General features: G+C 44.7%; 14 protein-coding genes. 3 read left to right on the top strand and 11 right to left on the bottom strand.

Annotated features, from left to right (window positions below):
- Positions 1 to 90: 90 nt before the first annotated feature.
- Together PN462_RS12785 and PN462_RS12780 are read right to left on the bottom strand one after the other, a co-directional pair.
- Entirely contained in the window at positions 91 to 522 is a 432-nt protein-coding gene (locus PN462_RS12785; RefSeq protein WP_272128651.1) for an alr0857 family protein, read from the bottom strand.
- A 102-nt stretch (positions 523 to 624) separates the two neighbouring features.
- On the bottom strand, positions 625 to 1152 hold the full coding sequence (locus tag PN462_RS12780) for an HNH endonuclease (RefSeq protein WP_443029162.1): 528 nt from the start codon (positions 1150 to 1152) through the stop codon (positions 625 to 627).
- A gap of 773 nt (positions 1153 to 1925) precedes the next feature.
- Here PN462_RS12780 and PN462_RS12775 point away from each other — a divergent pair.
- Entirely contained in the window at positions 1926 to 2267 is a 342-nt protein-coding gene (locus PN462_RS12775; RefSeq protein WP_272128649.1) for a hypothetical protein, read from the top strand.
- 123 nt (positions 2268 to 2390) lie between these two features.
- On the opposite strand, the gene PN462_RS12770 is transcribed toward PN462_RS12775, so the two are convergent.
- The 7 genes from PN462_RS12770 to PN462_RS12740 all read right to left on the bottom strand — a co-directional run bounded on the left by PN462_RS12770 (position 2391) and on the right by PN462_RS12740 (position 8768).
- Positions 2391 to 3008 (bottom strand): Uma2 family endonuclease, encoded by a 618-nt coding sequence (locus PN462_RS12770; protein ID WP_272128648.1) that lies wholly within the window; start codon positions 3006 to 3008, stop codon positions 2391 to 2393.
- 9 nt (positions 3009 to 3017) lie between these two features.
- Entirely contained in the window at positions 3018 to 3314 is a 297-nt protein-coding gene (locus PN462_RS12765; RefSeq protein WP_272128647.1) for a hypothetical protein, read from the bottom strand.
- A gap of 183 nt (positions 3315 to 3497) precedes the next feature.
- Complete coding sequence (gene fldA / locus PN462_RS12760) at positions 3498 to 4010, bottom strand: flavodoxin FldA (protein WP_272128646.1); 513 nt, start codon at positions 4008 to 4010, stop codon at positions 3498 to 3500.
- A 106-nt stretch (positions 4011 to 4116) separates the two neighbouring features.
- On the bottom strand, positions 4117 to 5619 hold the full coding sequence (locus tag PN462_RS12755; RefSeq protein WP_272128645.1) for a chlorophyll a/b binding light-harvesting protein: 1503 nt from the start codon (positions 5617 to 5619) through the stop codon (positions 4117 to 4119).
- 12 nt (positions 5620 to 5631) lie between these two features.
- Positions 5632 to 6684: a chlorophyll a/b binding light-harvesting protein gene (locus tag PN462_RS12750; protein ID WP_272128644.1), complete on the bottom strand. Its 1053-nt coding sequence runs from the start codon at positions 6682 to 6684 to the stop codon at positions 5632 to 5634.
- Between the two features lie 429 nt (positions 6685 to 7113).
- Positions 7114 to 7890 (bottom strand): potassium channel family protein, encoded by a 777-nt coding sequence (locus PN462_RS12745; protein ID WP_272128643.1) that lies wholly within the window; start codon positions 7888 to 7890, stop codon positions 7114 to 7116.
- 302 nt (positions 7891 to 8192) lie between these two features.
- Positions 8193 to 8768 (bottom strand): DUF2854 domain-containing protein, encoded by a 576-nt coding sequence (locus PN462_RS12740; RefSeq protein WP_272128642.1) that lies wholly within the window; start codon positions 8766 to 8768, stop codon positions 8193 to 8195.
- A 188-nt stretch (positions 8769 to 8956) separates the two neighbouring features.
- Here PN462_RS12740 and PN462_RS12735 point away from each other — a divergent pair, with 188 nt between their 5' ends.
- Entirely contained in the window at positions 8957 to 9142 is a 186-nt protein-coding gene (locus tag PN462_RS12735; RefSeq protein ID WP_443029163.1) for a hypothetical protein, read from the top strand.
- 18 nt (positions 9143 to 9160) lie between these two features.
- Here PN462_RS12735 and PN462_RS12730 read toward each other — a convergent pair whose 3' ends face one another.
- Positions 9161 to 9352 (bottom strand): hypothetical protein, encoded by a 192-nt coding sequence (locus tag PN462_RS12730; RefSeq protein WP_272128639.1) that lies wholly within the window; start codon positions 9350 to 9352, stop codon positions 9161 to 9163.
- Positions 9353 to 9400: 48 nt separating this feature from the next.
- Between PN462_RS12730 and PN462_RS12725 the strand changes: the two genes are divergently transcribed.
- Complete coding sequence (locus PN462_RS12725; protein WP_272128638.1) at positions 9401 to 10825, top strand: tyrosine-protein kinase family protein; 1425 nt, start codon at positions 9401 to 9403, stop codon at positions 10823 to 10825.
- Between the two features lie 8 nt (positions 10826 to 10833).
- On the opposite strand, the gene recQ is transcribed toward PN462_RS12725, so the two are convergent.
- Entirely contained in the window at positions 10834 to 12969 is a 2136-nt protein-coding gene (gene recQ / locus PN462_RS12720) for a DNA helicase RecQ (protein ID WP_272128636.1), read from the bottom strand.
- Between the last annotated feature and the right edge of the window lie 129 nt (positions 12970 to 13098).

Here is a 13098-nt window from a genome sequence, read left to right as displayed (position 1 = left end):
CCGCCCCCTTACAGCTAATCCGGTCTAGAGAAACGACCAGTAGTGTTAATCCGCAATACCCCTGGAGAGCTATTCGCAGCTACGGGAAGGTTATCTCTCCCCACTCCCCCACCTCACGAAGTAGGTGGGGGTCATTGAATCCTGAATCGAGGCCATTGTCTCGGCTTCTTTCCAGAATGTATAGAGGAAGAATTCTGCGCGATCGCTCATTGTCGTGACAAAAATCCCTTCTTCACTATGAGGATCAGACACTAACCAAGTCCCATCTAGACTCACTTCCATATAGTCTTCATCACAAACGGCTAAACCGATCGCATTACTTCCCTCCTGTTGCACCAACATTTCTAACTCGTCCCAGTGGGGCAAATTCATCGGTAACAAAAAGGCGGCGGTACTGGGTTCAACATAAAGCGGAGTCCCAGACCGCAAGGCCAACAGAACGCGCTGGTTGACCCAATCTTCCATCGGTTGGGTGAACTGTTCTAACCAGAATCCGTTTTCAGTGTAAGTGAGTTTCAGCATGGGTACTGTTTTCTCCTGTCAATCCCGTCTATATCGGGGAAGTAGCGGCGGAGTGGGGGGAAAGAAAGGACTTGGCTAAAAAGGTCTTCTCTCCCCCATCACTCACGAGTGACGCTGTTGTTGCCAAAATTCATTGGCAAAAGCAACAGTGGGATGGGTGGGGGCTTTAGGACGGGTTTTTAAGGGCATTCCCGCTTGTTCTGGGGTGCGATCGCCTTTTTTCCCATTACACCGTTCACAAGCGGTGACAATGTTGTCCCAACAATGTTTTCCCCCCTTAGATCGGGGAATGACGTGATCTAAGGTCAACTTGTGCCGACTTCCGCAATATTGGCAACTGTGTTTATCCCGTTTCAGGACTTCTCGACGGTTTACCGCCGGGACTTTCCAGACTCGTTCTTGGGCCGTCATGGTTAAACGAATATGAGGGGGGACTTGCAACACCAAACTGGGAGACTTGACTTGCCACCCCACGGGTAACTCGGTGTCTGGGGTTAAAAAGTCCACAGGTTCAGCTTTCCCGGTGACTAACAGCACAATGGCCCGACGAATATTAATCCGATTTAAGGGTAAATAGTTTTTTGAAAAAACAACCACTGAATGGTTGAGGGTTTCCGTTAGACTCGTCACGACTGTAAACTCCTTGCCGCAGCGTAAGTTAATTGAGGATTCCCCGAATATTTAAAACCCGCTTACTCTCTCAGGAGGAAGCGGGACACGATAAAACCGATATTTGGGTTTTATTTGGGTACAGTGGGGTTATATCTGTACCTCCCGCTTGTCTGATGAGGGGTTAAGGTTTCCTCATCTTGTCCCGAATAACCACCCAGAGGGTTAATGACTTGATCGCCAATGGATGCGTCTAGGGGTTTATTATTCTTGTGTGAATAATTTTGGGAATTATTTTGGGAATTATTTTGAAAATTGCTTGGGTTTAGTTGGATTGGGAAAAGTCGCCAACCCATGACATTTCGGGTATTTCTGTGATCTAAATCAATTTGATTAAAATCAGTGTGATCTAAATCATGGGTGCTTTGGGACGGGTTTGAGAGGTGACTCTCATTTGCCCTGTTAAGTGTGATACAACCCCGTCTGAGGATAGTCCCTAAGACTGTCCAAAAGACGGGAAACTGGATGCTTGCTGCTACATCACACACAGCTACACCGCGTCTGTCTTCATTTCCCTCTAGAAGACAAGAGAGGAGGAAAGGAAGTAGAGATTGGGGAGTAGCTGGGGTGTACAGAAGATTCACAGTAACCTCTTGAGTTAGGGGGACATACAACCTGCAAAGGGACAATGGCGACCCAAAACTTTCTTTAGTTGAGGGGTTGCCAAAACCCGTCTTTTACATACTACACTTGTAATACTAATATGTCCACAATTATTGGAGGAAATTTCGTCGATGCGTACTTTACTTCGGACTCGAACCTCAACTACGGAAATGGAAGTGACCAGTATTCGCCTCGAAAGAGAGTTAAAAGAGAAGCTGAAAGAATTGTCTGGAAGCACCGGATATCAGGCTTTGATCCGTGATATTCTCTGGAATTATGTCCAGCATAAGTCGGGAGATTATCGACCGCAGTTTACTAAGGCAGATATTCGCGCTAGTATTCATGCGATCGCGCAAAAAGACGAACATTGTGTCCTAACGGGCAAGGTAATACCCGAAAATACACCCATGCTACTTGGCCTCACCGCTAATGGTGATCTTGTCCCCCTCAGTCCCGACAGTCTCGCTGCGTAACTGTCAATATCCCCCCCATTGCATCAACCGAGGTTGTGTGACACCGCAAGAGAGAAGCAAGTTACACAACCTCTTTATCAGTAAACAGTAATCAGTAATCAATTAACAATTATCCATTATCCATTATTCATTACCCAAAAAAACTTGATTAACGGTTAAGGGAAAGTCTGGGAAAGTGGGAGAAATAATGGGATCATCGCTACGAAACTGCTGTATTTCGTATTCCTCCTCCACTAACCGACAAACTGTGAAAGTAGGTTGTTTGGGTGAACCAATGTAACGTCGTCCCCCAAGACCTAAATAATCGAGAATCCAATATTCACCAATACCAATACTCTCATAATCGGACATTTTCAGGGCATAATCATCACGCCAATTGGTAGAAACCACCTCAACGACCAGTTTAACCGATTTTCCTTGCTCAATCACTGAGGAACTTTCCCAACGGGACTCATTCACAAGAGACGGTCGATTGACCACCGCAATATCTGGTTCATACCCTGTATCTTCCGAAATTTTTAGGATACATTCTCTGGGAATAAAATAAGGCACTTGCAAGGAGTCAATTTGGTTATTTAACTGCTTTATAACAAACCCGGCAATTTCTGAATGTTTCCCTCTCGGTTTTGGCATTTCGACAATTCCCCCTCGTCTCAATTCATAGCGGTGATGAGTATTTTCTGGATACCAATCCAAGAATTGCTGCATTGAGACGGGTTGTTTATCCAATATGGCAACCATAGCTTTTCGTTAGTCCTGCTTCAACGCTACTTTATTTCTAGCACAATTTGGCTCAAAGTCACGGCAGTTAATGGCTTGTTCAGAACAAGCAGTGTAGGGATGTATTGTACATTTCAAGTAATAATCCCCTGTGAAAAATGTACAGTTATTACAAGGAATTTGATGCAGTCGCTTAAAATAAGCTAAACCATTTTGCAGCATTTGTCCTAGATTCCAGAATAATAACGGCAAACTCAACCAAACGACTAAAGAAAGGAAGGGAGCAGGAATTAATTGATGAACTTGTAGTAGATAAAAAGAAAGCATTATTTTTGTTGAAAATTAACCAATCAAAAAAATAGTCTCCAAAAAAAGTAGGGTGGGCAATTGCCCACCCTCTTCATTATGTTTTCAAGGGCATGACAACCCTATGAAAACAAGGTCAGGTAGGAAACTTTTAAAAAACTGATCGAAGGTAACGTTTTCAGTTTTCAGTTATAAAAAATTGTTTTACAAACCAAACTCAGACTTCAACTGTTTAACCCAAGTTTGGATGCGTTCTTCCGTGAGATCAGACTGATTATCTTCATCTAATGCTAATCCCACAAATTTACCATTTTTTACCGCTTTTGAGGCAGTAAAATCATAGCCCTCCGTTGGCCAATATCCCACAGTATTACCGCCCTGAGCAGCAATTTTTTCTTCTAAAATGCCGATCGCGTCCTGAAAGTTATCGGCATATCCAACTTGGTCGCCTGGGGCAAAATAGGCGACTTTTTTACCATTAAAGTCAATATCATCTAACTCTTCAAAGAAACCTTCCCAGTCTGCCTGTAAGCCGCCAATATCCCACGTCGGACAACCGACAATGATGCACTCATACTCATTAAAATCGTCTGCATCGGCATCGGCAATATCGTGTAGTGTGACAACGCTATCGCCGCCAAATTCCTCTTGAATCGACTCAGCAATGGTTTCTGTATTCCCGGTTTGTGTTCCAAAAAATAGACCAATTTTTGACATCGTAACTCCTTGTGATTATTTGGGTTATGAATAAAAGTGTGTTCTCCTCACAAGGAAAGAATCTCTGTGTTTTCGGTGATGAATCAGTTGCCGTCTCGGAACAACTTTAGTAATTGACCAATCCTTCGCCAATTAAACGTAATGCCTCTACATTATTCAGGAGTAAATAGGCTAAGGTTGCGCCGCCAATTCCACCAATGAGAAAACTGCTGGCAAACTGACTCCATCCCTCTGCGGTTTGTACCGTGGCGGGTACATTGGGAATGGTGGCCGTGAAGGTGGGACGCGGGGTGGTTTCCCAGCGTTTAATGGATGAGTTGCTGCCATAAACTGAGAGCGCGATCGCAATTACAATAATGACACTCGCTGCACTCATCAACCCCGACAAATTCGCCGCTTCCGTATCCTGTAACGGACTCAACACCACAAAGGGGCCAACCAACCAATATCCGTGGGCCATGCCAATTTCTAACCCCCGGAAAAAGGGCGACACCCCACGACGATACAAAGGTAGATTTTGCAGGAATTTCAAAGTGACATCTGCTGCATTGACAGACTGAGAGAGATTATTGTCAGCTTTGGGCATCTCCCCCTTATTAAAATCAAACCCCGCTTCAGCCCCCCGGGCCCGGATAGCGTGCCAAATATGTCCCGCTAAAAAGAGGACTGCCAAAACAAAGTGGAAGGTCGCTAACCAGCCCCGCGCAGAGATTTCGCCTGTGGTTGCCTCTAACACCCCAGAAGGCCCGTAGAAGACTTCCGGATAGACAGTATCATTCACCGTGACAAAATAGGCGGCAAAGAAGCCCATATAAGCCAACGCTCCAATACTGTAGGATAAATAGGCTTCTCCGGAATAGATTAAAATGCGTTTTGCCCAGAGGAAAGGTTGGGTCAAGATATGGAAAATGCCACCAACGAGGCACATTAACCCCACCCAGATATGTCCACCAACGACATCCTCTAGGTTATCCACTGCGGCCATGCCTTGCGGCCCGTGCTGGCCGACTAAATAGCCGAAAATAGTAACTGGGTTAATGGTAGGATGATTAATCACTCGTACTGCCCCTTCGCTACCAGCCCAAGGGTCAAAGAGTCCTCCCCAAAACATGGCTTTGGCGACCAATAACCAAGCCCCAAACCCTAATAACATCAAGTGGATGCCGAGAATGGTGGTCATTTTATCTCCGTCAGTCCAGTCGTAGCCGAAAAAGCCAGTGCTGCTTTCGCTATCTTCGAGGACTTCGGGGCCAATGAGGGAGTGATAAAGCCCCCCTGCGGCTAAAACTACCGAGGAAACAATATGTAAAACAGCGATGACGAAGTAGGGATAGGTGCTAACAATTTCGCCCCCTGCCCCGACACCAAAGCCTAATGTCGCCAAATGGGGCAACAGGATTAAACCCTGGTCATAAATCGGCTGTTCGGGATTAAAGCGAGAAATTTCAAAAAGGGTCATTCCCCCCGCCCAGAGGACAATGAGTGCCGCATGGGCGATATGTGCGCCGAGGAGTTTGCCGGAGAGGTTGACGAGGCGGTTATTGCCTGCCCACCAACCGACACGGGGAATTTGTTGTTTGTACGGACTTTCTGTGATCACTGCGGTCATAGTTCAATCTCCTTATGCGGCTTGTTCAGAAGGTTGTGCAGGGGTGGCTTTGGGGTTGATGCGACCTTTGCGGAAGTCGAAACCGCGCGATCGCAAGGCGTGCCACAAATGCCCCTGAAGGAAGAAAAAGGACAGCCAAAAATGTGCATTGGCCAGCCATATCCGAGAAGTGACAAGATCGGGATCAGGGGATGAGAAATAGGGCAAAACATTCTGGCGAATGACCAACCCCGGCCCGTAGAAAACTTCCGGATAAACGGTGGTATTCACCGAGATGTAAAGGGTGGCAATAAAGCCCATGAGAGCTAATGCCCCTAAACTGTAGGAGAGATAGGCTTCTCCCGACCACACAAACAAGGAGTGCGTCCAAGCATAGGGTTGGGTGGCGATATGAAAGAGGCCGCCGCCAATTAACAATACGCCAATCCAGATATGTCCCCCAACGACAACATCTAGATTATTGACTCCAGCAATCCAAAATTTACCCATTGTCCCGAAAAGATAGCCGAAAATCACGGCAGGATTGAGGGTGGGATTGCTGATCACGCGGACATCAGCCACGTTGGGATCATAGAGGCCGCCGAAAAACATGGCTTTGGCCACCAAGAGAAACGCCCCAATCCCCAGTAAAACTAAATGAATACCGAGAATGGTGGTCATTTTGTTGGTATCCCCCCAGTCGTAGCCAAAAAAGGAATTTTCATCTAACTTTTCTGGCCCCTTGAGGGCGTGAAAAATGCCGCCAAAGCCCAAAAAGGCAGAGGAAATCAGGTGTAATGCCCCAATCACAAAATAGGGATAGGTGCTGACAATTTCGCCCTCTGCACCCACACCCCATCCTTGCGTAGCGAGGTGCGGGAGGAGGATTAACCCCTGTTCGTACATGGGTTGTCCGGGGTTAAATTGATTCACTTCAAACAGCGTCATCGCGCCAGCCCAGAGGACAATTAAGCCTGCGTGGGCGACGTGCGCTCCGAGGAGTTTCCCCGAAAGCTCCGTGAGGCGGTTATTCCCTGCCCACCACGGGGCTGAGGATTTTAAGGTTGGGTCGGCTGTTTCCAGCATCTCTACCTCCTTGAGAAAGATTTACAGGTCTCCAGCAACTATTGAGAATATTATGCAATAAAGCTGGATTGCACTCATCCTACAGTATCCGGATTTAATTGAAAATATATTTCAATTAAAAAAAAATTATTTTTTCTTATTGATGGGGTTTAGATTGATAAATTGAAGGGCAGCAAAACTCTAAAACCCTGATATATTAAGATTTTAGGCGGTTTATTTTTGGTGAGCCACGGAGATGAACTAGCGGTGGGTTGGGTCGCTTATTGCAATTAGTTGCAAGTAAAAGCTGATCCCGATCGCTCAGTGTTTGCAGTTTTGTTAAGAATGAGTAGCACTACTTCAGAGGTAATACGGAATCTAGAGCTTATTGATAAAAAAATCAACCCTGTTTCGTTGCAGAGAATCTACTGGATAGGAGGAGTTTTTGTCTTAATCCGGTTGTTTTTTGTGAGCTTGAATTCGTTTTTTAATGGCAATTTCTTGCTCTTGCCGTTTATGAGCAATTACCCAAGATAAGGTAGTAGAAATGACAACTAAACTAAAAAACATAGCAATAAAAATCTCACAAATTGCCGTGACTCTGGCCGCAAAAGAAGCGGGGTGAATATCCCCATACCCTACGGTAGAAAAGGTGACAATAGAAAAATAAATGGCCAGAAATCCATCTTGGATTCCCGAAAAATGATGGGGGTTTTGTCGTAATAATTCTGTATAAAAACTAGCAAACCCTAAAATAATCGTTAAAAACCCTAAAGCTAATAGTAGTAATACAAAAGGGAAACGATTGAGTGAGGGAATAAAATGATACTCTTTAAACTGTTTTGTCCCTTGTTTAATCTGCATTTCGACATCTAATCCTGCCCCGCGAAAAACCTCTGAGACTAAACAAATAATTAATCCTAAACCTGATGATATGGTTAAAACAGAGCAAACAAACCCCACATTTAACGAAAATTCTATGGACAAAAGCTCAAAAATGTTAATAATGGCATAAATTAAAAAGATAACACAAGCGACACTAATAATTTTACGAGTTAAAATAACAGGAGAATGGCGTACATAGGTTGAGGTTGCCATCACTTCGGTTTCCTGATGAGAGAGGGCATTCATGACCGTAATTTTTTCGGCGAGGGTTTCGGCAATTGCCTGTACAAAGTCCTCATCTGTAAAACCTTCTGGCGAAACTTTTGGATTAACTTGAGACATAATATTTAAAACAGTAAACAGCATCTGAAGGCAGAGGGCAGAGGGCAGATGTTGGAACAAGGAGCAAGTTAACCTAAAAAGGTGGTCAGAAACTAATTACAGTAACGCTTTTAGCCAACTTTCAGCAATTTTTAGGTTCACCGAAAGTAATATAACTCTTGCTTCATGAGATTGCGCGGGTCATTGAATCAGATAAATTAGTAAGGGATGGGTGAGTTTTCTGCCTTGAGAGCCTGTGAAGCTCTGAATTTCTCCCCATCCCCGACAGCCGCTTTAGGGAATGCCACTAAAATCAGTCAACATTACGCTGTTGGGGTCTGATCTTCAGTATCCCGAACAATTAACGCAACTTCAACTTTATTTTCTTCCTCCTCGGGTTGGCTAATTTTAGCGACAATATTGGGGCCAAAATACTTTTCAATGCGCTCTTGACGGGTTTGCCAACTGTCCAACGGTACAAAGGGGGAATTGAACTCTAAAATGAGCGCGTAATAGCCATCGATTGCTTCCTCTCGGATAGCCTGTAAAACAGGGCGTTCGTCATCAGAGGGACTTAAATCTAATCGTTCTAAAGACTCATCTAAATGTGCTTCTTGGCCATAGCGATAACGGGTGACATCTTTGCGGATTTGGTTTTGGGTGTCGGTGGCCTGTTGGTTGCGTAACTCGACGACATCGGGGGGAGTCGGATGACTATAAGGGGTGGGTTTTAATTCCGCCGATTTTAACGCGAGTCCTCCCAGTAACAGGGGAACACCGTAGAAAAAGCCAATTAAATTTAAGGTGGGTTTACTCAACCCGTAGGCCACAAACCCCATCAGGGTTAGGACCCCACCCACAATCAGAAAAACTTGTCCAAGGGGAATGATTCTAAACATAATTTGATTGCTTGCGTTTTCCCGTCTCTATTCCCCACTGGGGAGAGACATTGATCTAGAATCGTCGCACAAAATCCCAATCTCACTGGGGACTATTCTCGTGCAAGGGATTCTTCTCCATTATCCCCCGTTCTTCGTTAAGATTGTTTAAGCCAGTCTCTATTTTTTGTGGAACAGGAGCGATCGCTATGCCCGAACAACTAGATCAGCAAACTCTGAAACAGCGCGTGGAAAAACTCCGCAGTCAGCGCGAATTTCTCTTAAACCTCCTCGAACAGCCCGATCTAGGCAATCTCCGTCTTGACGTAAACCAAGCCTTAGAGGAGTTAGACGAACTCTTAGAAGAATACGACGAAACCTTCTCCTCGAACTAGACGGGAGAGCAAACCCCATCAACGTCCTTGAGTCCGGGTGATGACTGGGGTGATCAACTCTAAAATGGCGCGATCGTTAAATTCACTCGCCCAATCTAAAATCTGTTGGCTAAACTCCGCATAACGGCTATCTTGCTGCTCAAGGCGTTGGGCCTCTCGTTCAACGCCATCAATATCCCCAATCCGCGCATACTGATATAACCGGGTCAACTCCTCCGCCCTAGTTTCTGATCGGGGATTATGGGGAGGGAATGTCGCATGAGAGTAATTACCTTTTATTCCTATAAAGGGGGAGTCGGTAGAACCCTCGCTGCTGCTAATTTTGCTGTTTATTTAGCCAAATTAGGGTTAAAAACAGTTGTCATTGATTTTGATTTAGAAGCGCCCGGAATTGATGCTAAATTCGCACTTCCTCCTTTAGCCGATAACCAAAAGGGAATCCTAGATTATATCCTAGAATTTCAAAAAACTAATCAAGACCCAGAAAATATTAAAGAACTCTGTCGAAATATTCCGTTAGATGATGGTGAAAATGCAGAAACACTTTGGTTAATCCCCGCAGGTCAATATCTCGCTGAAACCTATTATAAAAAATTAAATCAACTCGATTGGGGAATAATTTTTTCTAAACAGCGTAATGGGGTTGCTTTCTTTCAACAGTTTTTGTCCCATTTAGAGACAGAACTTGCTGCTGATTTTGTCATTATAGACTCTCGAACCGGAATTACAGAAATTGCCGGGTTATGTACTCAACAGCTTGCGGATGAGGTAGTGATGCTTTCTTCTCTCAGTTCAGAGAGTATCCGAGTCACTAAGCATATTAAGCAGCTAATACAAAATAGTCAAGTTGCTAAAACATTAGACAAAGAGATTGATGTTAAGGTTGTGGTTTCCCGTATCCCAAAACCCGATAATTTATTAGAATTTAAAGAAAAATGTTGTGAAATATTTGAAGTTGAGGATAATAAGTTGTTCTTTCTCTTTTCGTGTCCTGCTTTAGAGTTAGAAGAATTTTTGGCAATTAATCAAGCTGAAAAAAGTGAAGAATTAGTTAGCAATTATGTGTATTTATTTTATGGATTAAATATAAAAATTGCTGATAAAAGTATTAAACAAGAAATAGAAAAAGTTAGCCGCCAAGTTCTATTACTTCCCCCTAAAGAATCAGAAAAACGAATTCTTGAGTTAGCTACTGTTTATCCTCATCCAGAAGTGTATAGAACAGCGATGCGATTTTTTAGTATGACTAAAGATACTAAAAATATGAGATTTTTTGGATGGAAACTTATTTCACTAATTTCAGAGGATGAAGAAGCAAAAATGAATCTTGCCCAAAGTTATTTAGAGCAAGCTAAAAGTACCTATCTTGATTTATCAAATGTTACAACTGAATGGTGTAAAAATGCGTTAAAGGCTATCCAACCATTATGGGGTAGCGGTAAACTACAGCTAGAGGAAATTTTTATATATGTACAGTTACTCTATAGAGATCAGCAATATCATAAAAGTCTAGAAATAGCTCTGGATTTATTGCAACCAGAGAATATTAAGAGTGCCAATCCTTGGCTTTTAGATGCCTCTGTAATTGCAGCAAACTCAGCTAGAGCTATAGGTGATTATGGATTAGCAGATGGAATTGATGAAAAAACTGGACAACTGTATGATCTTTTTGAAAGAAGCTGATTATGATTTCAAATCCGCCGTTTTTGATTGCGCCACCATCCCCGGACTAATTTAATCTCATCATAACTATAATCCTCCCCTAACACCTCCCGAATTGCTGTTAAAGACTGATCCCCTACCTGTTCGATCACCACTACAATCTGTTTTTGGCGAATTCCTGATATAAAAAAGTTAATCTCTACAGGTTGACCCCGTTCAATTAACTCACTTAAATGGGAAACAATCGTGCTAGGTTTCATCTGGCGGCGTTCGGCCATCTCCTCAATGCTTAACCCCTGCTGACACAATTGCAAGGTTGCCATTTGGGTATCCGAGGGGAGAGAAACGGGGGGTTGATGTTCATAACAAAATGCTCTGATCTCAGATAAAAACTCCTTCCCATACTGTTCTAACTTCCGTTGTCCCACCCCAGAAATATCGCCAAAATCGGCTAAAGATTGGGGTCTATCCCGTGCCATTACTCGTAAACTGGAATCATGGAAGATCACGTAAGGGGGGACATTATTGGCATCAGCAAGGCGTTTTCGGAGGCTACGAAGGCGATCAAAAAGCATTTCTGCTTCTACGGAGAGGGAAGACGTATCTTGGCTTTTAACGGCTTTTTGGTGGGGAACCGCAATGGAGACAGAACGCTGTTTCCGGAGAATTTCCCAACTCTTTTTATTCAGTTTTAACACCCCATACCCATCGGTGGTTTTACTCATTAATCCTTGATGGAGGAGGGAACGGGCGAGGAGTTTCCACTGGTCTTTACTTTTATCTTTGCCTATGCCATAGGTGGAGAGTAAATGATGACCGTATTGTTCGACTTTCTTTTTCCGGGACCCCCGCAAAACGTCGATAATATGGGTAATGCCGAATTTTTCTCGACATCGGGCGACACAGGAGAGAAATTTTTGGGCTTCAATGGTCCAATCTTCGATGGGTTGGGGGTTGAGGCAGTTGTCACAGTTGCCACAGTTACCGGGGAAACGTTCACCAAAGTAACTGAGTTGAATGGTGCGCCGACAAACTGTTCCTTCGGCATAATCTATAATTTGCCGGAGGTTTTCTTGGGCGATGCGTTGTTCGTCGGGGTTGGTTTTTTGATTGATAAAATACTCGACGCGGTAAATATCTCCTGGGCTATAAAAGAGGATACAGTTGGCGTTTTCTCCGTCTCGGCCGGCACGGCCTGACTCTTGATAATAGCCTTCTAGGTTGCGGGGTAAGTCGTAGTGGAAGACAAAGCGCACGTCGGGTTTATCAATGCCCATGCCAAAGGCAATGGTGGCTACAATGACCTGTACATCATCGCGGATGAAGCGGTTTTGGTTGTCGGTGCGCTGTCGGGAGGTCATTCCCGCATGGTAGGGGAGGGCGGCGATACCGTCACGGTGGAGACGGGTGGCGGTTTCTTCGACTTTGCGACGACTGAGACAATAGACAATGCCAGAGTTGCCGTTTTGTTGGCGGATGGCTTTGAGGAGTTGGTTGTAATTTTGTCGTTGTTTCCGTTGGACTTCGTAGTAGAGGTTGGGGCGGTTGAAGCTGGCGATGTGACAACTGGGGGTTTTGAGGTGCAGTTGTTGGATGATATCTTTTTGGACGCGCTTGGTGGCGGTGGCGGTGAGGGCGAGGACTGGGGTTTGGGGATAGCGTTGGCGGAGGCGTTGCAGTTGGCGGTATTCGGGGCGAAAGTCGTGGCCCCATTCGGAGACGCAATGGGCCTCGTCGATGGCAAAACCTGTAATGCCGATACGGGCTTGAATATTGTCTAGGAAGTCGAGAAAGCCGGGGTTGAGGAGTCTTTCGGGGGCGACGTAGAGGAGTTTAATTTTGCCGTTGAGGATGGCTTGACTGCGCGATCGCATTTCTGACAATTCCAAGCTACTATTCAGAAACGTCGCCCCAATGCCATTATCCAACAACGCATCCACTTGATCCTGCATTAAGGCAATGAGGGGAGACACCACCACCATTAACCCTGGTTTCAGTAACGCTGGGAGTTGATAACACAGAGATTTTCCGCCCCCTGTCGGCATGACAATTAATAAATCTTGCCCTTGTAAGGCTTCTTCAATAATTTGCCGTTGTCCCGGACGAAAGCTATCGTAGCCGAAAAACTGCTTTAGATAGGTTTCTAATGTGTGAAGCTCGTACATTACGTCCCAGTTTATCCCCTCCGTATTGTCCTACAAACTGGAAGGGGTGGCAAGGGGAGTTGATAGTTGATAGGAGAGATAGGGGAGATAGGGGAGATGGGAGAGATAGGGGAGATAGGGGAGAGAGGG

The sequence above is a fragment of the Spirulina sp. CS-785/01 genome (assembly GCF_028330525.1).
GTDB lineage: Bacteria > Cyanobacteriota > Cyanobacteriia > Cyanobacteriales > Spirulinaceae > JAQMSD01.
The sequence above is the reverse complement of the archived record's forward strand: the minus strand, read 5'-3'. Positions and strand labels throughout refer to the sequence as shown.

What these genes read in the sequence shown, in the direction of transcription:
- PN462_RS12770 (WP_272128648.1), bottom strand. Translation starts at nt 3,008, where the DNA reads ATGGTTGCCATATTGGATAAACAACCCGTCTCAATGCAGCAATTCTTG.
- PN462_RS12745 (WP_272128643.1), bottom strand. Translation starts at nt 7,890, where the DNA reads ATGTCTCAAGTTAATCCAAAAGTTTCGCCAGAAGGTTTTACAGATGAG.
- PN462_RS12775 (WP_272128649.1), top strand. Translation starts at nt 1,926, where the DNA reads ATGCGTACTTTACTTCGGACTCGAACCTCAACTACGGAAATGGAAGTG.
- PN462_RS12750 (WP_272128644.1), bottom strand. Translation starts at nt 6,684, where the DNA reads ATGCTGGAAACAGCCGACCCAACCTTAAAATCCTCAGCCCCGTGGTGG.
- PN462_RS12755 (WP_272128645.1), bottom strand. Translation starts at nt 5,619, where the DNA reads ATGACCGCAGTGATCACAGAAAGTCCGTACAAACAACAAATTCCCCGT.
- PN462_RS12735 (WP_443029163.1), top strand. Translation starts at nt 8,957, where the DNA reads ATGCCCGAACAACTAGATCAGCAAACTCTGAAACAGCGCGTGGAAAAA.
- PN462_RS12725 (WP_272128638.1), top strand. Translation starts at nt 9,401, where the DNA reads ATGAGAGTAATTACCTTTTATTCCTATAAAGGGGGAGTCGGTAGAACC.
- PN462_RS12740 (WP_272128642.1), bottom strand. Translation starts at nt 8,768, where the DNA reads ATGTTTAGAATCATTCCCCTTGGACAAGTTTTTCTGATTGTGGGTGGG.
- PN462_RS12785 (WP_272128651.1), bottom strand. Translation starts at nt 522, where the DNA reads ATGCTGAAACTCACTTACACTGAAAACGGATTCTGGTTAGAACAGTTC.
- recQ (WP_272128636.1), bottom strand. Translation starts at nt 12,969, where the DNA reads ATGTACGAGCTTCACACATTAGAAACCTATCTAAAGCAGTTTTTCGGC.
- PN462_RS12765 (WP_272128647.1), bottom strand. Translation starts at nt 3,314, where the DNA reads ATGCTTTCTTTTTATCTACTACAAGTTCATCAATTAATTCCTGCTCCC.
- fldA (WP_272128646.1), bottom strand. Translation starts at nt 4,010, where the DNA reads ATGTCAAAAATTGGTCTATTTTTTGGAACACAAACCGGGAATACAGAA.